Genomic DNA, 19372 nt, shown 5'->3' with positions numbered 1-19372 from the left:
TCGGTTGTATAGCTGCGATCGACCGCGCGCAACGAATACTCGAAAAACCCGTCCGGCACAGACGAGCCGGTAGCTCATTGACCGCGAAACTCGATGTGAACTATTCGCAGGTCGGCGGAGCGCTCATCCACCATGACATCGCGAATCATGCCGTCACCTTTTGCGGACCTAAATGTATCTTGCGATCTCCGAACGCTCGGCGAAGTGACAAGGTCGGGTCCGGCGATTATTCGCTCTGGGTATGGCGGAAGACCGCCCTTGAATGGAGAGACGAACTTTGAATTCTCCAACATCGCGGCCAATCCATCAGGTGATGTCTCGACGACTAGATTGTATTTCACATCCGCCCGAGGCTGCTCCAATTTCCTGACGAGCAACACGTTTCCGTCCGCTGGAAGTACCCAGTCTCCATACTTCGCCGCTTCCGTAATCAGTTCCGGACTGATCGATGCCTCCTGGACTGTCCCCGATTCTCGGGAGCTTGGATCTGCACACCCGGACCCCACGAGTACTGACAGCCCGAGTATCCAGACAATCAGTGAACCGGGAATTCGCAGTCTTTCCCGAATCGCAACCATGATGGCGCTGGTTTTGTATGTGGTGTCCGCAGTACTCAAACTCTGGCCGAGACCTTTATCGCCGAAGCGTCACTTTGCAAATCCGTAGAATGGGCAGACCGAAATTTTTCGAACGGCGAAACGAGTTCTGCGAAACGTCCCGTAGCGCCAGGTAGTGATGAGTTCGACGCAATCTCTTGCAGATCCAACTTGAAGCCATTCAGGCGGGACACGTCGACCGACAGGTCGCTCACATTGCCTCCATGGCGTTTTGATCGTGTGACGCTGGTCGCGACCAGTCACCTATATGTTTCAGGCATGATCTAATTAATTTTCGCTGCAAAGACATTGGACCTCCCCTTGATCTCCCGGGGGAATAGTAGCCCACTTCACGCACGCTGGCGAGGTACTCGAATCGACTGGGCAGGTGTCCGCTGTGCGGTCAGTCGAGACGCAATCCATGCACAGCGAGCCAGGCCTGCGGATCCACATGCTGGCCGTTTTGCACGATTTCGAAATGTAGGTGCGGGCCGGTGGAATCGCCACGGTTGCCGATGCGCGCGATCTGCATTCCGGCGGGGACGCGCTCGCCCTGGGAGACGAAGAAGTCGTACATGTGGCCGTAGATGCTGATGGTGCCGTCGTCGTGGCGGATGCGGACCCAGAGGCCGAAGCCCTGCGCCGGGCCTGCCTCGACCACGGTACCGTCGGCGACGGCGTAGATGGGGCTGCCGATGGGGCCCGCGATATCGATGCCGCGGTGCATGGTGCCCCAGCGGGAGCCGAAACCGGAGGTGAACGCGCCCTTCGCGGGCAGGCTGAACCCGCCGACGGACGGGGTCGAGCCGGGCACCGGCACCATCGCGCCGGGAACCACCGGGGCGCGCTGGCCCATCCAGTCCTGCCATTCACCCGATGCCGCGGCCGCCGCCTCCGCTTTCGCGCGTTCGAGCGTGGAACGGGCCGCCGCGGCGACCACTTGTGCCTCGCGGCGCTTCTCACCTGCGTCGATGGCAGCGAGCATGCGGGTCGCCGACTGGGGGTTGGGGAGCAGTTGCGGGGGATAGGCGACGGCCACGTGGATCGCTTCGCCGGGTGCGAGCGGGGCACCGTCGACGACGGCGCCGAACTGTCCGTCGGCTGCCACGAACACCGCCACCGCGGCCATTGCGGCGATGAGTACGCGCCGTTCGACCAGCACCTGACGCACCCGATCGCGACTCGGCCGCCGTGCCCACAGGTCTTCGGCTTGCGCCTTCGGCCGCCGCCAGAAGACCTTGCGCATCTCACCGCTACGCAGCTCACCGGCGATCTCCCCGACCACCGGGTACCGTGCGGCCCACTCCGTCATACGGTCGCGCGCCGCTCCCTTCGACGGCAACTGCTCCCGCCAGTTCGCCTGCAAGATACGGCCATTGACGCTGACAGCCCGACGGCTCGCACCAGTTCTCGATCGCGTCGACTCGGCTGACCCGCTAGACGCGCTTGCCGTCGCAGTGTCTCCCGCCGACCCGCCCGCCGCTGTCGATTCAGCGTCCCCGTCGGCCGCGCGAATGTCGGCGGTGAGCTGTCCGGATTCGGTGTCCACGCTCTCCTCGGGGGTGCCCGCCCGCACGTCCCGTGCCGTCCCTGTCCGCTTCATCCCGCCCCCGCGCCCCGGCCCCGACGTGACCACAGAGGTCGCGTCGGTGGCTGCGTATTCGCTGTCGGAGCCATTGTGCCGACCATATCTGTGAACGCCCGCAATCGGGTGCTCTACCGTCTCTCGGGTGTCCAGAGAATCGCGCCGGTCGGCCATCGCCCCTTTCTACGTCATGGATGTGTGGAAAGCGGCCGCTGAACGCGCCAGGTCGCACGGCGATGTGCTGGTGCTCGCGGCGGGGCAGCCGTCCACGCAGGCGCCCGCGCCGGTGTTGCGGGCTACCAGGGCGGCGATCGATCACGAATTGCTGGGCTATACCGAGACATTCGGCATTCTGCCGCTGCGCGAGGCCATCGCGGGGCACCACAGCGAGACCTACGGCTACGACGTGCACCCGGACGAGGTGGTGGTGACGACCGGGTCGTCGGGCGCGTTCACGCTGATCTTCCTGGCCGCCTTCGACGTGGGCGACACAGTGGTGGTGGCGCGTCCGGGCTATCCCGCCTACCGCAACACGCTGTCCGCGCTCGGCTGCGAGGTCGTCGAACTGGACTGCGGCCCGCAGACCAGATTCCAGCCGACCGTGGCGATGCTCGAAGCGCTGCCGGAGCCGCCGAAGGGTCTGGTGGTGGCCAGCCCGGCCAACCCGACCGGCACCATGATCGACCCCGCCGAACTCGCCGCGCTGGCCCGCTGGTGCGAACAGCACGGCACGCTGCTGATCTCCGACGAGATCTATCACGGCATCACCTACGCGGGCGCGAGCACACCGACCTCCTCGGCGTGGGAGTTCTCCCGTGAGTCGGTGGTGATCGGTTCGGTGTCGAAGTACTTCTCGATGACCGGCTGGCGGCTGGGCTGGATGCTGGCCCCGGCCGACCTGCGCCCGGCGCTGCAGCGGCTGGCGTCGAATATGACGGTGTGCCCGCCCGCCATCTCCCAGTACGCCGCCGTGCACGCCTTCGGGCCGGAAGCCAAGGATGAGCTGGACGGGCATGTGCGCCGGTACGCGCGCAACCGGGCGCTGCTCCTGGAGGGTCTGCCCGCGATCGGAATCACCGATCTCGCGCCCGCCGACGGCGCCTTCTACGCCTACGCCGATATTGGTCATTTGACCGATAATTCGCGCGCCTGGTGTGCAGAGGTGCTCACCGAAACCGGAGTCGCGCTGGCGCCCGGACTCGATTTCGACACCACAAATGGAAACCACACGGTCCGTTTTTCCTTCGCGGGTGCCACCGACGACATCGCCGCAGCACTGGAGCGTCTGGGACGGTTCCTGAAGGGCTGATCTGGACACTTGTCAACAGTGATGTGCGACAACAACTTTGCGTAGTACGAACACATCTGTGCCGGGATACGGTAAAACTCAGTTATCCCGAATTCCCAGTGTTTCCCCGATGACGATTGCGCACGGTTGAACTGATGATGACTGGCACGTTGGCACGGTGACCACCGCAACGACCCCGAAAGGCGAACGACGTCGGCAGGCTCTGGTGGCTGCGGCGGCTGAGCTGTTGCTCGAAGGCGGCTTCGACGCCGTGCGACATCGTTCGGTGGCCTCGCGAGCCGATCTTCCACTCGCGTCGACCACCTACTACTTCGAATCGCTGGAGGATCTGATCGCCCGCGCCGTCGAGTTCAGCGGCGCGATCGAACTCGACGCGATGCGCCGCCGGGTCGGTGAGGTCAGTCATCGCAGGCGCGGCACCGAGGCGACGGTCGAGCTCGTGCTCGACGTGCTCGTCGGCCCCGACGACGGCGACCTCGACGCCCGCGGCCAGCTCATCGCCCGCTACGAGCGATCCGTGGCGTCGGCCCGTCACCCCGAGTTACGTGAGGTCCAGCTCCGACTACGCACCCAGCTCGAAGAACTGCTCGCCGACGTGCTGCGCCGCTCCGACCGAGTGGTGCGCCCCGAGCAGTTACGCAGGCTGGTGGCCGTCGTCGACGGTGCGGTGGTCGCCGCGCTGATCGAAGGCCACCCCGAACCTCGCCGACCCGCCAGGGCCGGTCTGCTCGAAATGATCGACATCGTCGCCCCGCCCGTGGTCCCCAACATGATGCCCCAGCAGGCCGAACGGGTGCGGCAATTAGACTGAGTGCTCGTGAGCCTCGTCCCGAATGTCCTCGCCACCCGATACGCCAGCCCGGAGCTCGTCGCGCTCTGGTCGCCCGAGAACAAGATCGTGCTCGAGCGCCGGCTGTGGCTGGAGGTGCTGCGTGCGCAGGCCGAACTCGGAATCGATGTCCCCGCAGGGGTTGTCGATGATTATGAACGCGTCATCGACCATGTCGACCTGGCCTCGATCGCCGAGCGTGAGCGGGTCACCCGCCACGACGTGAAGGCGCGGATCGAGGAATTCAACGCGCTCGCCGGGCACGAGCACGTGCACAAGGGCATGACCAGCCGCGACCTCACCGAGAACGTCGAGCAGCTGCAGATCCGGCTCTCGCTCGAGCACGTGTACCGCCACGGCATCGCCATCGCGGCGCGCCTGGCCGAGCGGGCCGCTGAGTACCAGACCCTGGTGATGGCCGGGCGCTCGCACAATGTCGCCGCGCAGGCCACCACGCTGGGCAAACGCTTCGCCTCCGCCGCCGACGAGATGCTGGTCGGGCTGGCGCGCGTGCGCGAGCTGATCGACCGCTACCCGCTGCGCGGGATCAAGGGCCCGATGGGCACCGCCCAGGACATGCTCGACCTGCTCGACGGTGACGCGAACAAGCTCGCCGCCCTCGAGCAGCAGGTGGCCACTCACCTCGGCTTCGCGAACGTGTTCACCAGCGTGGGTCAGGTGTACCCGCGCTCGCTCGATCACGATGTGCTGTCCGCGCTGGTACAGCTGGGCGCGGGGCCGTCGTCGTTCGCGCACACGATCCGGCTGATGGCCGGTCACGAGCTGGTCACCGAGGGTTTCCAGCCGGGCCAGGTCGGTTCGTCGGCGATGCCGCACAAGATGAACACGCGCTCGTGTGAGCGGGTGAACGGCCTGCAGGTGATCCTGCGCGGCTACGGCTCGATGGCCGCCGAGCTGGCGGGCGCCCAGTGGAACGAGGGCGACGTGTTCTGCTCGGTGGTGCGCCGCGTCGCGCTGCCCGACGCGTTCTTCGCCATCGACGGGCAGATGGAGACCTTCCTGACCGTGCTCGCCGAGTTCGGCGCCTACCCGGCGGTGGTCTCGCGTGAACTCGACCGGTACCTGCCGTTCCTGGCGACCACCCGCATCCTGATGGCGGCGGTGCGCGCGGGCGTCGGCCGCGAGACCGCGCACGAGGTCATCAAGGAGCACGCGGTGGCGGTGGCGCTGGCCATGCGCGAGCAGGGCCGCGAACCCGATCTGCTGGATCGTCTCGCCGCCGATGCGCGGATGCCGCTGGACCGGGCCGGACTCGACGCGGCGCTGGCCGACAAGGCGGCGTTCATCGGCGCGGCATCGGACCAGGTCGCCGAGGTCGTCGCGCAGGTGCAGAAGCTGGTCGAGGCGAATCCGGACGCCGCGCGCTACACGCCGTCGCCGATTCTGTAGTCCCGTGCGAATCAGCCCGCCACTGCCGCCTTTTCGGCGCCGGTGGCGGGCTTTCGTGCGTCGGGGTCGATACCGTGGTCGGGTGAATCCGTACACGATCTTCGCCGATATCATCGCCGGGGCCGCCCCGTCCTCGAAGGTGTACGAGGACGACGAAGTCCTCGCCTTCATGGATATTCGTCCTGTGACGCCGGGGCATGTGCTCGTGGTGCCGAAGGTGCCCGCACCGAGTCTGGCCGATCTCGATCCCGCGTTGGGCGGCAAGCTCTTTCAGGTCGGACAGCGGATCGCCGCCGCGTTGCGCAGCAGTGAAGTGGCGGCCGACGGGGTGAATTTCTTTCTCGCCGACGGGGTTACGGCGGGGCAGGAGGTCTTCCATGTGCACCTGCATGTGATCCCGCGAAGGCCCGGTGACGGCTTCGGTCTGCGCGCGCGGCCCACATCGCCCGCGCGGGCGGATCTCGACTATCTGGCCGGTTCGATCCGGGGCGCCCTCACCCGCTGACCCGAAATTCCGGCGAAGCGGTCATTGCAAACCGGAAAGTTTGCTGAAGAAACGCCGAACCGCCGAATGCTTCCGATTCGTTCGCCTGTGGGTTATTTTGGACTGTCATTGGCATGCGGTTATGGAGGGTAGATCGTGCGTCGTACAGGTGTTGCTGCTGCAGTGCTGGCCCTTGCCCTCGGTGTCATCGGACCGGCGGTGGTTCACCCCACGACGGCGTCCGCCGCGCAGATCATCGGAGTCAGCGAACTGACTCCGCACCGGACGGCGATCACCGTCACCTCGCCCGCGATGGGCCGCAACGTCGATCTCCAGGTCCTGCACCCCGCGGGCGGTGGCGCGCGGGGCACGTACTACCTGCTCGACGGCCTCGACCCCGGCATCGGCCAGAGCACCTGGACCAACGCCACCGACGCCGAAGCCTTCTTCCGCGACAAGAACGTCAACGTGGTGATGCCGATGGGCGGCCAGGCCAGCTACTACACCGACTGGGTCACCGACGATCCGCGTTTCGGCCGGTACAAGTGGGAAACGTTCCTCACCCAGGAACTGCCCGGCCTGATCGACGGTCAGTTCAACGGCACCGGCGTGAACGGCATCGGCGGACTGTCGATGGGCGGCAACGCGGCCTACATTTTGGCCGCCCGCCACCCCGGCCTCTACCGGGCCGTGGCCGGTTACAGCGCCTGTCCGGACATCGCCATGGCGGCGGGCGCGATGATGTTCTCCATCGTCAACCGGGGCGGCAATCCCGGCAACATGTGGGGCGCGCCCGGCAGCCCCGAGTGGGCGGCGCACGACCCGGCCCTGATGATCGATGGGCTGCGCGGCAAGGCGCTGTACATGTCGACCGGCACCGGCATCCCCGGACCGCACGAGGCCGAACTCAAGCCCACGTTGGCCGAGAACATCTTCCTCGGCGGACCCATCGAGCTCGGCGTCAACACCTGCATGGTGGCCTTCGACCAGCGCCTGCGCGCCGCGGGCATCGGCGCCAAGATCGACTACCACCCGGTGGGCACGCACTCCTGGTCCTACTGGCAGGACGCCCTGCACGCTTCGTGGCCGGTCATCGGACCCGCGCTCGGGGCCTGAGAATTCCCACAGGCGACCCGGTTCGACGGCGGTGACCGCCGAAGAGCCGGGTCGCGGTGCGTTCGGACTACCTCGCGGACCGCCGACGCAGGACCACGCTCGCGATCACGCCGATCAGTGACAACCCGGCGACGATCAAGACGTAACCCGCGGGCAGACCGAGGATCTCGACGTATTCCTTGCTCACCACTCGGTCACGCACGGGGACGTTCTCGGCGGCGGGACCCAGAAGGAAATCGCTGGTGATCGTCGCCGGGTGGGGGATGTAGATCGAGAGTTCGGTGAGGTAGTTGCCGCTCGCCGCAAGCGCTTTCAGGTCCGGATCGCTGGGTTCGCCGACCGGAGAGGCGAATTCGGTGGTGATGACGTGGGGTTCGGTATCGGGATCGATGCGTGCCACCCGGTGGTCGCTGAAGACGTACAGGTGGACCGATTGCGGTGTGGTCGCGGCGGCCGACATGCGCATCGGGTACACGAGGCGGTCGGAGTCGAAGGTGAGGCGGACCGGGTCCAGGGCGCCGGCGAGGGGCTTCGCACTGGTGAGGCGCATGGCGACGAAGGACCAGCCCTCGCGGAGATAGGGGTCGAGCGTGGCGCTCACCTCGGGTCGGAGCTGATAGCCGTTGGTGTCGAGCCACTCGCGCACACCGGTGAGATCGCCGCCGCGCAAGGTAGTCGCCTCCAGCGGGCCCAACTGCACTTGGCTCAGCACGTCGGGACCCGAACCCGGAGCGGCGCCGGATGCGTCGCCGCCGAGCGAACCGCTGCCGAACCAGTCGTATTCGGTGACCCGCTCGGGTGCGGTCATGCGCGACAGCTCCCTGAACGAGTCCGGACTGCCCGCCGAGACGGTCGCCGGCGTCGGCGTCGGCACGATCAGGGCCGCGTCGGCACCGGTGAACTGCATTCCCAACCTCATCAGCACGGTCTCGCGCCGCCCGTCCCAGCCCACGACCGCGGACTCGTTGTTCACCCGCGCCGAACTGTCCGCGCTCACCACGCCGCCGCAGGCGCACGCGTTCGCCGGCATCACCGCTCCCGATCCCGCGGCCAAGGCCACCCCGGCAGTCACGACCAACGAACGCATTGCGTACCGCATCCCCATGCGGGTCAGGCTACGCACAACGGGCCTGCGGCAGATGCGCAGAAATACTCACTCGGCCGGCGCGAGCCCGCTGCCGCCGGCCGCCGACGGCCGAGTTGGCGGGCCCGGTGGGAGCGGGGCGGCTACGGTGGACCAATGGCTGGCGAGAATGAGACCGTGTCGGCGCCGATCGCGAAGAGGGCGCCCGTCGAGCGGGTCCACCACGGTGACACGTTCGTCGACGACTACGAGTGGCTGCGGGACAAGGAAGACCCCGAGGTCATCGCGTACCTGGAGGCGGAGAACGCCTTCACCGCGGCGCAGACCGACCAGCTGCAGCCCCTGCGGGACAAGATCTTCGACGAGATCAAGGCCAGGACGCAGGAAACCGATCTCTCGGTCCCGACGCGGCTGGGCGACTACTGGTACTACTCGCGCAGTTTCGAGGGCAAACAGTACGGGGTGCACTGCCGCTGTCCCGTCGACGCGAAAGCCGAGGGTATCGACGCCTGGACGCCGCCCCAGCTGGAGGTCGGCTCGGCGATCGAGGGCGAGCAGGTGCTGCTCGACAGCAATATCCTCGCCGAGGGGCTGGACTTCTTCGCGCTCGGCGCGTTCTCGCTGAGCCACGACGGCAACCTGCTCGCCTACTCCGTGGACAGTTCCGGCGACGAGCGCTACACGCTGCGGATCAAGGACCTGCGCACCGGTGAGCTGCTGGCCGACGAGGTGGCGGGCGCGGCGCCGGGGGCGACCTGGTCGCTGGACGGCACGCACATCTTCTATCAGACGGTCGACGAGTCGTGGCGGCCCGACACCGTGTGGCGCCACCGCGTCGGCACCGGTTCCGACGCCGATGTGACGGTGTTCCACGAGCCCGACGAGCGCTACTGGGTGAGTGTCGGCGCGACCCGCTCCGAGAAGTACCTGATGGTCTGGCTCGGTTCCAAGATCACCACCGAGGGCTGGGTCCTCGAGTCGGACAATCCCGAGGGCGAGTTCCGGGTGCTGTTGCCGCGTCGTGAAGGCGTGGAGTACTCGGCCGAGCACGCGGTGATCGCGGGCGAGGACAAGTTCCTGATCCTGCACAACGATGTGGTCGACGGGGTGAAGGCGGAGAACTTCGTGCTCGCCGTCGCACCCGCCACCGACCCGTCGGACATGACGACCCTGATCGGGCATCGCGAGGACGTGCGGCTCGAGGACATCGACGCCTTCGCCACCCATCTGGTGCTCGGTTACCGGCGCGACGCGCTGCCGCGCCTGTCGGTGTGGCCGCTCACCCCGGAGGGCTTCGGCGAACTGACAGAGCTCGACTTCGGCCTCGAGTTGTTCTCCGCCGGTGCGGGTTCGAGCCCGGAGTGGGAGCAGCCCACCTTGCGCGTGGGGGTCGCCTCGTTCATCACGCCGATGCAGGTGTTCGACTATGTGCCCGCCACCGGCGAGCTGCTGCTGCGCAAGGAACAGCCGGTGCTCGGCGGGTACGACGCCGATGACTATGAGCAGCACCGCGATTGGGCCATCGCCGCCGACGGCACCCGCATTCCGATCTCGATCATCAAGCGCAAGGGTCTGGCCGACGGGCCGAAACCCACCCTGCTGTACGGATACGGCTCCTACGAGGCCAGCATCGATCCGTCGTTCTCGGTGTCGCGGCTGTCGCTGCTCGATCGCGGCATGGTGTTCGCCGTGGCGCATGTGCGCGGCGGCGGGGAGATGGGCAGGCTCTGGTACGAGCACGGCAAGACGCTGCTGAAGAAGAACACCTTCACCGACTTCGTCGCCTGCGCGAGTCATCTCATCGATACAGGTGCCACCGCGTCCGACCGCTTGATCGCCGACGGCGGCAGCGCGGGCGGGCTGCTGATGGGCGCGGTCGCCAACCTGGCGCCGGAACTGTTCAACGGCATCCTCGCCAATGTGCCCTTCGTCGACCCGCTCACCTCCATCCTCGATCCGTCGCTGCCGCTGACGGTGATCGAATGGGACGAGTGGGGAAACCCCTTGGCGGACAAGGACGTCTACGAGTACATGAAGTCGTACTCGCCCTACGAGAACGTCGAGGCCAAGGACTACCCGGCCATTCTGGCGATCACCAGCCTCAACGACACCCGTGTCCTCTACGTGGAACCGGCCAAGTGGGTCGCCAAGCTGCGCGCCACCAAGACCGGCGACAACGAGGTGCTGCTCAAGACGGAGATGACCGCGGGTCACGGCGGTGTGAGCGGCCGCTACGAGAAGTGGAAGGAAGTCGGCTTCGAGTACGCCTGGGTCCTCGACCGAGTGGGTCTCGCGGACGCCTGATGCGGTGGGCCCCGGCTTCGGCCGGGGCCCATTTTTTTGTGTCAGCGCCGGGGTTCGGTGATGAGTAGCTTGCCGAGCAATGTGGTGAGTTGGGTGCGTTCGCTGGGGGCCAGCGCGGCGAAGGTGTCGTCGAGGAAAGCGGGGGTGGCGGATTCGGCGCCGCGTAGGCGGTCGCTGCCCGCAGAGGTGAGGGTGACGGCGTAGGAGCGGCGATCGAGCGGGTTGCGTTCGCGCCGAACATATCCGGATGACTCGAGGTCGTCGCAGACCGTCACCATCACGCTGCGGTCGATGCGCAGTTCCTCGGCCAGCGCCTGCTGGGAGCAGGCGCCGACCTCGGCGAGCATCTTCAGGACCAGGTGCTGGCCGACGCCCAGGCCCTGCGCGCTCGCGTGTGCTTCCGCCGCGCGGGCGACCGCTGCCGAGGCCCGGCACAGGGCGATGTCGGGTCGTTCGGCGGCGAGCTGGGGGAAGTAGGTGGGCTTGGGCGGCATGCGACTCCTCGGGTCCGAGCCTCCATTAAATCATCTGTGCGCAGATTGTTTGACGACAGATGGTTGGCGCTCTAACGTCATAATCGTCTGAGCGCAGATTGTCCGGTGCCAGACGATTCCTGCGTGGCACGAGGAGCGCCCATGACTCTCGATCTGACCCCGGACCAGTTGCTGTCGACCACCCGCGCGGTTCGCAAGCGGCTCGACTTCGATCGGCCGGTGCCCCGGTCGCTCATCGAGGAGTGCGTCGATCTGGCCACGCAGGCGCCGACCGGGCGCAATCGGCAGCGCTGGCACTTCCTGGTCGTCACCGACAAGGCCCGCCGTGGCGAGCTGGCCGACATCTTCCGGCGGTCGCTGCCGCTGAGTCAGGGGACGCCGCTGACCGCGCGCGACGCGGAGCGGATGAACGTCTCCCCACGCTCCACCGAGCGGGTTTTCGACGGCTTGCGCTATCTGACGGCCAATATCCACCGGGTGCCCGCGTTCGTGATCCCCGCCGTGGAAGGCCGTACCGACCGCGCCTCGGTGGAAGTCCAGGCGGGCACGTGGGGCTCGATCCTGCCGTCGGTGTGGAGCTTCATGCTGGCCGCGCGAGCCCGCGGACTCGGCACCGTATGGACCACCGCGCAGGCGCCCCTGGAACGGGAACTCGCTGCGGTACTGGGTGTTCCGTACGACAAGGTCATGCTGGCGGCCTTCCTGCCGCTGGCGTTCACGATCGGCACCGACTTCAAACCCGCGGTGCGGGTGCCGCGCGAACAGGTATTGCACTGGCAGGGATGGTGAGAAGTGCGGCGGAATTCGTCGTGGCGTCATCGGGGTAGCACGCCGGCGTCACCTCGAGCTGTCACCGTAGGTGCATGAACGCTGAGTTGATCGTTTCGGTGTCGGGGATCCGGGATACGACTCGCGATGCCGCGATCGAGTTCGCCGGAGAGATGGACGCGCGAGGTGTGCGCCTGTCGCTGCTGGTCGCGCCGCGATTGAAGGGCAAGTACCGGTTGGTCGACGATCCGGCGACGCAGTCGTGGCTGCGCGGGCGGCGCCTCGAAGGCGACGCGATCGTGCTGCACGGCTACGACCAGGCCGCCACCAAGGCGCGGCGCGCGGAGTTCGCCGATCTGCCCCGGCACGAGGCGACGCTGCGGCTCAAGGCCGCCGATCGGGTGATGGAGCGGGTGCAACTGCGCACCCGGCTGTTCGCCGCGCCGCGCTGGGACGCCTCGAACGGTGCGCTGGCGGCGTTGCCCGACGTGGGCTTCCGCATGGCATTCGGGCTCACCACCATGCTCGACCTGGAACGCGATGTCGCCCAGCGCGCTCGGGTGTACGGGATCGGCGAGGGCTTCCGGGCCGAGCCATGGTGGTGCCGGGCGCTGGTGATGGGCGCCGCGCGCACCGCTCGACGCGGCGGCGTGCTGCGGTTGGCGGTGTCGGCGGCGCAGTTGCAGCGGTCGGGTCCGCGCCAAGCCGTGCTGGACGCGGTCGACCTCGCGCTCTATCACGGCGCCCACAGCGACGTATACCGCTGGGAGCCCTACCCGGCTGTCCGAGCCGCCTGACCGCCACCGCCGCGCGCGTAACCGGCGATCAGCGCGCGGCGGTGGCCCCGATAGCTTCCTGCGCGATTTATCATTCATCAGTTGATCGAGTGGTTTCCGCTAGTTGTGTGAACACAGCAGGAGGCAGCGCTGATGACGGGCACTTCGACGAAAGTCGCGACGACGACGAAATATATGTCCTGGGTGACCTTGGCGCTGATGACCACGAGTTCGGTGGCGAGTCTGCGATCAGCGCCCACCATGGCCGTATACGGATTGGCCTGCGTATTCCTCTATGTCATTCCCGCGATTCTGTTTCTGATGCCGACCTCGCTGGTCGCCGCGGAACTCGCGTCGGGATGGCAGGGCGGCGTATATCAATGGGTCAGTCAGGGGTTGAGTAAGCCGCTCGGATTTCTTGCCGTCTGGTGCCAGTTCGCCATGACGATCTTTTACTATCCGAGCCTGCTCGCTTATGTGGCAAGCACTTTCGCGTACATCATTCATCCGTCGCTGGCCTCCAACGGCCTGTATGTGGCGATCGTGATCATCACCGTCTACTGGGCGGGTGTGTACGTGTCCTCGCAGGGCACCAAGACCGTGGCCGGGCTGTCGAGTATGGGCCTGATCATCGGCACGCTGATCCCGGGCACCTTGCTGGTCGTGCTCGGTCTGGTCTTCCTGGCGCAGGGCAATCCGTCCGCGGCGCCGATGGATTCGTCGCACCTGCTGCCGGCCTGGGCGGGGTTGGCGAGCCTGGTGCTGATCGTGAACAACTTCCTGTCCTACGCGGGCATGGAGATGAACGCGGTGCACGTGTCGTCGCTGAAGAACCCGGCCAAGGAATTCCCGAAGGCGATGTTCCTGGCCATGGCCCTCGTGCTGGTGATCTTCATCCTGCCCGCGCTGGCAATCAGCTGGGTCGTCCCCGCGGCGAGCCTCAGCCTCACCGCGGGTGTGATGCAGGCCTTCGACGCCTTCTTCGCGCACTTCGGAATCGGCTTCCTCACCCCGATCGTCGGCATCGCGTTGGTGGCCGCGGCCGTCGGCGGCATGCTGACCTGGCTGGCCGGACCGTCGAAGGGGCTGTTGCTGATCGGGCGCAGCGAGGGGTATCTGCCGCCGTTCCTGACCCGGCTCAACAAACACGGCGTGCAACAGAACATGCTGGTGGCGCAGGGTGTGTTCACCACGTTCATCGCGTTGCTCTACGCCTTCATCCCCGATGTCTCGAGCGCGTATTGGATTCTGTCGGTGATCACCACGCAGGTGTATCTGATCATGTACGTGCTGATGTTCGCCGCGGCCGCCAAGCTGCGTCGCGACGATCCGGATCACCCGCGCGGCTACCGGGCACCCGCGCTGATGGCGCTGTGCGCACTCGGCGCGGCCTCCTCGATCGCCGCGTTCACGATCGGCTTCGTGCCGCCGTCACAGTTCGGCTCGGGCAGTCCGTGGGTGTACGTGCTCATCGTGGGTGGCGGTCTCGGCATCGTCGGGCTGCTCATTCCGTATCTGTTCTACCGAAATCGCAGGGACAGCTGGAAATTCGCCGTACCGGAAGGGCAGCAGGCATGACGACCGGAGACGCCCCCGACCACAAGCGACGCTGGATCTACATCACCTCAGGTGTGCTGCTGGTGGTGTTCGCCCTGATCGGCCTGTTCACCTTCACCGCGATCCGCGAGAACACCCAGGCGAGCGCGAAAGCCGAACAGCTGCACAACAGTCTGGTCGCGGCCGGTCTGCCCGCACCGGAGGCGAACGTGATCGCCGACGCGCTCGGCGACGACGGCGGGTCGGTCTGCCAGGACCCGACTTCGCCGATGATCAAGGCGAAATACCAGGCCTCGATCACCAACGGTGCGGCCGGACCCGGACAGCGTCCGGTGATCGGCCCGCGCGCCGCCACCGAGGCGGTGGCGCTCACGATCGCCACCTACTGCCCGGATCGCTTGCAGGACTATCTTTCTCATCTCGAGACCCTGAAGCTCGACGATACGACGAAGTGAGGCGCGAAGAGATGACCGACGACGTGACGGCGCTGCGCGGCAAGGTTTCCGGGCTGATGGGCCAGGCGAAAAAGGATCTGGCCCAGCTTGTTTCGTTCAAATCCGTCGCCGATCCGCGTCAGTTCCCGCCGGAAGGGTGTGCGCAGACCGCGCAGTGGGTGGCCGACGCGTTCGCCGCGGCCGGGTTGACCGAGGTGGGCCTGCACGAGACGCCCGACGGCAGCAAAGCCGTCATCGCGTCGAAGCCGGGGCCGCCCGGCACGCCGACGGTGCTGCTGTACTGCCACTACGACGTGCAGCCCCCGCTCGACGATGCCGCGTGGAAGACACCGGTCTGGACGCTGACCGACAAGGACGGGCGCTGGTACGGGCGTGGTGCGGCCGACTGCAAGGGCAATATCGTCACGCATCTGACCGCCCTGCGCGCGATCGGACCCGACTTTCCGATCGGGATCACGGTGGTGGCGGAGGGATCGGAGGAGCAGGGCACCGGCGGCCTGGAGAAGTTCGTCGTCGCCAATCCCGCTCTGCTGCAATCGGATGCGATCCTGGTCGCCGACTGCGGCAATTTCGCGGTCGGGGTGCCGACGTTCACCCAGACCCTGCGGGGGATGGTGAATGTGGTGCTGACGGTGACAACGCTGGAAGGGCCGATGCATTCGGGAATGTTCGGTGGACCGGCGCCCGATGCGCTCGCCGCGATGATCCAGCTGCTGTCGTCGTTGCGCGATGCCGAGGGCAACACCACGATCGACGGACTCACCGGCGATCAGAAGTGGACCGGCGCGCAGTATCCGTCGGCGGACTTCCGGTCGGACGCGGGTGTGCTCGACGGTGTCGGCCTGCTCGGCAACGGAACCGTGTCCGACATGCTGTGGGCGCGGCCCGCGCTGACCGTGCTGGGGATGGACGTGCCCGCGGTGGTCGGGTCGTCGGCGGCGATCCAGCCGAGCACCAGGGCCAGGCTCAACCTGCGCATCCCACCGGGCACCGACCCCAAGCAGGCCTACGACCTGTTGGAGAAGCACCTGCGCGCGCACGTGCCGTGGAACGCCGAACTCGACATCGAGGTCGAGGCGCTCGGCGAACCGTTCGTCGCGTCCACGCAGGGCCCCGCCCGCTCGGCCATGGAAAAGGCGATGGCGACCTCCTACGGCCGCGACGTGACCACCGAGGGGCAGGGCGGGTCGATCCCGCTGTGCAATGTCTTCGCCGATACCTACCCGAAGGCCGAGATCATGCTGATCGGCGTCGAAGAGCCGAAGTGCTTGATCCACGCACCCAACGAGAGCGTCGACCCCCGCGAGATCGAGCACATGGCACTGGCCGAGGCGCTGTTCCTGACCAGCTACCGCTGATCAGAACTGGCCCTGGTCCTCGGGTTCGAGTACGCGGAACTCGGTGCCTGCCGGGGCCATCTCGGTCAGCCTGCCGAAGTAGATGCCCTGGGCGGAGGGGGTGATGATGCCGTGGTGGATGGGCACCGCGGTGCGGGGGTTGACGGCGCGCAGGTAGTCGACGGCCTCGGCGATGCGCATCCACGGGGCGACGGCCGGGATGGCGAGCACGCCGACCGGGACCGGCGGCACCCACAGCGAGTCGCCGGGGTGGACCAGCTGGGCGGGGTCGGCCTCGGTGCCGAGCTGGAAGACGGTGTTGTCGATCACCGGGATCTCCGGGTGGATCACCGCGTGCCTGCCGCCGCCGCCGGTGATCTGTAAGTCACCGATATCGAGCACCTGACCGGCCGACACCGGCTCCCAGCCCTCGCTGCGCTGCTGTGCGGTCTGCGGATCCGACAGCAGCCGGGCGGTGGGGTTGTTCTCGATGAGATCGCCGATCCGATTCGGATCGATGTGGTCGGGGTGCTGGTGGGTCACCGCGATCGCGTCCAAGCCGGTGATGCCCTCGAACCCGTGCGCGAAGGTTCCGGGGTCGAACAGCACTTTCACGCCGTGCAGTTCCACGAGGATGCAGGAATGACCGAAGTGGGCGATGCGCATACCCGATGCTAAGCCGCCGTGACCCCGGAACGCGGGCACGACGGCCCGGTCAACTAAGATTTCCGAGGTAACCCCCACATCACTTGAGGAGCAACGCGTGGCACGAGTCGTGGTCGAGGTCATGCCGAAGGCCGAGATTCTGGACCCCCAGGGACAGGCCGTGGTCGGCGCGCTCCCGCGTCTGGGATTCGCTGGAATCTCGGATGTGCGGCAGGGCAAGCGATTCGAGCTCGAGGTGGACGACAGTGTGTCGGACGCCCAGCTCGAGCAGATCGCCGAGGCGCTGCTGGCGAACACGGTGATCGAGGACTGGAAGGTCGTTCGGGTCTCGTGAGCGCACGTATTGGCGTTATTACCTTCCCCGGCACGCTCGACGATGTCGACGCCGCTCGCGCGGTGCGGTTGGCCGGCGCCGAGGCTGTGAGCCTGTGGCATGCCGATGCCGATATCAAGGGTGTCGACGCGGTGATCGTGCCCGGTGGGTTCTCCTACGGGGACTACCTGCGGTGTGGCGCGATCGCACGGTTCGCGCCGGTGATGGGCGAGGTCGTTCGCGCCGCCGGGCAGGGTCTGCCGGTGCTCGGTATCTGCAACGGATTCCAGGTGCTGTGTGAGGCCGGGCTGCTGCCGGGTGCGCTGACCCGCAACGAGGGACTGCACTTCATCTGCCGCGACGAGTGGTTGAAGGTCGAGGCGACCGATACCGCGTGGAGTTCGCGGTACGAGCCGGGCGCCCAGATTCTTGTCCCGCTGAAGTCGGGCGAGGGGCGTTTCCAGGCTTCGGAGAAGGTGCTCGACGAGCTCGAAGGCGAAGGTCGCGTGGTGTTCCGGTACGCCGGTGACAACCCGAACGGTTCGCAGCGCGGGATCGCCGGGATTTCCTCGGCCAACGGGCGGGTTGTCGGTTTGATGCCGCACCCCGAGCACGCGACCGAGGCATTGACCGGACCCAGCGACGACGGTCTCGGCATGTTCTTCTCGGTGATCGATAGTTTCGTCAAGGCCTGACAGCCCCGCATCGGCACTAGAGCGTGTCGATGATGTCGAAGTCGACCCCGTTCGCCGTTGCCAGGTGGGCGGGGCCTACTGCTTGATTGCCCAGGAAACCCCGGCGGGTGGCCGGGCCGTCCAGCACCAGGCCCGTTTCCGCCGCGGCGATGATCGTTTTCACGTCGAGGGTGCCGGTGGTCTCGGCCAGGGTGTTCAGCAGGTGGATCGCCTCGTAGGTGGAGTTGCTGAAAGTGGTCAGCGCGGGGGCGAATCGACCCTGATGCCGGTGATAGCGGGCGCGGCGGGCACGACCTTCGGCGCTGTGGTTGTCGATGAAGAAACTCGACGCCACATAGAGGTTGGCGTTCGCTGATGGCCCCGCGCTGAGCAGGACGTTCTCGTCGACCGCCGGGCTGAGCCGGGGCATCATGGCGGGCAGGCCGGTGGCGGCGAACTGGCGATTGAAGCGGGCGGTGTCGGCGCCGACCATGAGGATCAGGACCGCGTCGGCCAGCAGCAGCGTCGGGTTGCCGAGGAAGTCGCCGAAATCGGCGGTGCCGAGCGGCACGTAGTGCTCGACGATGATGTCGTACGGATTCGGCAGGGATCGGCGCAGGGCTCGGGCGGTTCGGCGGGGCCAGATGTAGTCGTTGCCGATAACGGCCCAGCGGCGCACTCCCAGTTCGCGGGCCATCCACGCGGCCGCGGGAACTGTCTGGTGGTCGGGATGTTCACCCACCAGCAGGACGCCGGGGCGTTCGTCGGGCAGGCCCTCGTGGTCGGTGGCGTACAGGTAGGGAACGCGGGCGTCGACGGCTTCGGCGACCGCTCGACGTACCGCGGAGGTGTGCCAACCGGTGATCGCGCCGACCATTCCGGTGGCCAGGAAGGCCGCTACTTCGGCGGCGACTTCGTGTGGTTCGCGGCCGCCGTCGAGGGTGGTGAGACGAATTTCACGGCCCAGAATTCCTGTGCCGCTATTGATTTCGTCTACTGCCAGGGAAATGGCCGCGGTACACGATGGCGCGATGATGCCGCCAGGGCCTTGTGTGGGCACGATCGAGAGAATCTCGATCGTTTCATCCCGGCTCTGGTCCAACGAGGGCATTCTGTACTCTATCGCCTAGCGCGAACAGGATTGTTCGAATGAATTTCTCGGCAGGTGGGAATGCAATCGGTGTCCATCATAAGTGGGTATTCCACGCTGCACGGCGCCCTGCGCTCCGCGGAGCGCAACTGGGTAGGCCGGCTCGAATCGGCGCTGTCGGCTGACAATCTCACGGCCGACCACTGGGCGATCCTGTCGCAGCTGTCCACCGACGACGGGATGACGATGTCGGAACTGGCCGCCCAGGCGCGGCTGGCCCCGTCGTCGGCCACCCGGCACGCGGACAATCTCGCCGAACGCGGATTGATCTTCCGGGTCGCCGCCACCGACGATCGTCGCCGGATCCTGATCGGCTTGAGCAGTCTCGGGGCCAAACTGGCCGCCAGGATCCGCGCGCAGGAAAAGCTCGCGGAGGAAGAATTACGCTGCCGCCTGGGGAGTCGCCGCTACGGCGAATTACTGGCCGCGCTCGCGGTGATCGCCGAACGCGACGACTGATCCGAG

At 66.8% G+C, this 19372-nt stretch carries 19 protein-coding genes; 14 read left to right on the top strand and 5 right to left on the bottom strand.

Annotation, left to right across the window (positions count from 1 at the left end):
- Nucleotides 1-999: 999 nt before the first annotated feature.
- Nucleotides 1000-1908, bottom strand: a complete 909-nt coding sequence (locus ACWGCN_RS23810; RefSeq protein WP_449968065.1) for a M23 family metallopeptidase — start codon at nt 1906-1908, stop codon at nt 1000-1002.
- 418 nt (nt 1909-2326) lie between these two features.
- Here ACWGCN_RS23810 and ACWGCN_RS23805 point away from each other — a divergent pair, with 418 nt between their 5' ends.
- From ACWGCN_RS23805 to ACWGCN_RS23785, 5 genes are all read left to right on the top strand, one after another.
- Nucleotides 2327-3490 (top strand): pyridoxal phosphate-dependent aminotransferase, encoded by a 1164-nt coding sequence (locus ACWGCN_RS23805; protein ID WP_378990610.1) that lies wholly within the window; start codon nt 2327-2329, stop codon nt 3488-3490.
- 157 nt (nt 3491-3647) lie between these two features.
- Nucleotides 3648-4301: a TetR/AcrR family transcriptional regulator gene (locus ACWGCN_RS23800; RefSeq protein ID WP_378631736.1), complete on the top strand. Its 654-nt coding sequence runs from the start codon at nt 3648-3650 to the stop codon at nt 4299-4301.
- A gap of 6 nt (nt 4302-4307) precedes the next feature.
- Nucleotides 4308-5729, top strand: coding sequence for an adenylosuccinate lyase (gene purB / locus ACWGCN_RS23795; protein WP_378990608.1), 1422 nt, complete (start codon nt 4308-4310; stop codon nt 5727-5729).
- A gap of 82 nt (nt 5730-5811) precedes the next feature.
- Nucleotides 5812-6234 carry an HIT family protein gene (locus ACWGCN_RS23790; protein WP_378990607.1) on the top strand — a complete coding sequence of 141 codons (423 nt, stop codon included), beginning with the start codon at nt 5812-5814 and terminating at the stop codon, nt 6232-6234.
- A 135-nt stretch (nt 6235-6369) separates the two neighbouring features.
- Nucleotides 6370-7329: an alpha/beta hydrolase gene (locus tag ACWGCN_RS23785; protein ID WP_378990606.1), complete on the top strand. Its 960-nt coding sequence runs from the start codon at nt 6370-6372 to the stop codon at nt 7327-7329.
- Between the two features lie 67 nt (nt 7330-7396).
- Here ACWGCN_RS23785 and ACWGCN_RS23780 read toward each other — a convergent pair whose 3' ends face one another.
- Nucleotides 7397-8416, bottom strand: coding sequence for a DUF2330 domain-containing protein (locus ACWGCN_RS23780; protein WP_379312192.1), 1020 nt, complete (start codon nt 8414-8416; stop codon nt 7397-7399).
- 153 nt (nt 8417-8569) lie between these two features.
- On the opposite strand from ACWGCN_RS23780, the gene ACWGCN_RS23775 reads away from it, so the two are divergent.
- On the top strand, nt 8570-10717 hold the full coding sequence (locus ACWGCN_RS23775) for a S9 family peptidase (protein WP_452458816.1): 2148 nt from the start codon (nt 8570-8572) through the stop codon (nt 10715-10717).
- Nucleotides 10718-10758: 41 nt separating this feature from the next.
- On the opposite strand, the gene ACWGCN_RS23770 is transcribed toward ACWGCN_RS23775, so the two are convergent.
- Nucleotides 10759-11211, bottom strand: a complete 453-nt coding sequence (locus tag ACWGCN_RS23770; protein ID WP_452529100.1) for a MarR family winged helix-turn-helix transcriptional regulator — start codon at nt 11209-11211, stop codon at nt 10759-10761.
- A 141-nt stretch (nt 11212-11352) separates the two neighbouring features.
- Here ACWGCN_RS23770 and ACWGCN_RS23765 point away from each other — a divergent pair, with 141 nt between their 5' ends.
- From ACWGCN_RS23765 to ACWGCN_RS23745, 5 genes are all read left to right on the top strand, one after another.
- Complete coding sequence (locus ACWGCN_RS23765; protein ID WP_378990602.1) at nt 11353-12000, top strand: nitroreductase family protein; 648 nt, start codon at nt 11353-11355, stop codon at nt 11998-12000.
- A gap of 74 nt (nt 12001-12074) precedes the next feature.
- Nucleotides 12075-12776, top strand: a complete 702-nt coding sequence (locus tag ACWGCN_RS23760; RefSeq protein WP_378658062.1) for a DUF2334 domain-containing protein — start codon at nt 12075-12077, stop codon at nt 12774-12776.
- 132 nt (nt 12777-12908) lie between these two features.
- The gene (locus ACWGCN_RS23755) at nt 12909-14333 is read left to right on the top strand and encodes an APC family permease (RefSeq protein ID WP_378990601.1); all 1425 of its coding nucleotides are present in this window, start codon (nt 12909-12911) and stop codon (nt 14331-14333) included.
- Nucleotides 14330-14767, top strand: coding sequence for a hypothetical protein (locus ACWGCN_RS23750; RefSeq protein ID WP_452459568.1), 438 nt, complete (start codon nt 14330-14332; stop codon nt 14765-14767). The genes ACWGCN_RS23755 and ACWGCN_RS23750 overlap by 4 nt, the downstream gene beginning before the upstream one ends.
- 11 nt (nt 14768-14778) lie before the next feature.
- On the top strand, nt 14779-16125 hold the full coding sequence (locus ACWGCN_RS23745) for a M20/M25/M40 family metallo-hydrolase (protein WP_452459569.1): 1347 nt from the start codon (nt 14779-14781) through the stop codon (nt 16123-16125).
- Here ACWGCN_RS23745 and ACWGCN_RS23740 read toward each other — a convergent pair whose 3' ends face one another.
- Nucleotides 16126-16770 (bottom strand): MBL fold metallo-hydrolase, encoded by a 645-nt coding sequence (locus tag ACWGCN_RS23740; protein ID WP_378990597.1) that lies wholly within the window; start codon nt 16768-16770, stop codon nt 16126-16128.
- A 97-nt stretch (nt 16771-16867) separates the two neighbouring features.
- Here ACWGCN_RS23740 and purS point away from each other — a divergent pair, with 97 nt between their 5' ends.
- Entirely contained in the window at nt 16868-17104 is a 237-nt protein-coding gene (gene purS / locus ACWGCN_RS23735; protein WP_056818769.1) for a phosphoribosylformylglycinamidine synthase subunit PurS, read from the top strand.
- Entirely contained in the window at nt 17101-17778 is a 678-nt protein-coding gene (purQ, locus tag ACWGCN_RS23730) for a phosphoribosylformylglycinamidine synthase subunit PurQ (RefSeq protein ID WP_378631755.1), read from the top strand. Before purS ends, purQ begins: the two co-directional genes overlap by 4 nt.
- 16 nt (nt 17779-17794) lie before the next feature.
- Here the strand turns inward: purQ and ACWGCN_RS23725 are convergent, their stop codons facing one another.
- Nucleotides 17795-18868 (bottom strand): substrate-binding domain-containing protein, encoded by a 1074-nt coding sequence (locus tag ACWGCN_RS23725; RefSeq protein WP_387446325.1) that lies wholly within the window; start codon nt 18866-18868, stop codon nt 17795-17797.
- A 60-nt stretch (nt 18869-18928) separates the two neighbouring features.
- On the opposite strand from ACWGCN_RS23725, the gene ACWGCN_RS23720 reads away from it, so the two are divergent.
- Nucleotides 18929-19366 carry a MarR family winged helix-turn-helix transcriptional regulator gene (locus ACWGCN_RS23720; RefSeq protein ID WP_378990595.1) on the top strand — a complete coding sequence of 146 codons (438 nt, stop codon included), beginning with the start codon at nt 18929-18931 and terminating at the stop codon, nt 19364-19366.
- Nucleotides 19367-19372 lie beyond the last annotated feature (6 nt).

It is taken from the genome of Nocardia sp. NPDC055050 (genome assembly GCF_053608345.1).
The sequence above is the reverse complement of the archived record's forward strand: the minus strand, read 5'-3'. Positions and strand labels throughout refer to the sequence as shown.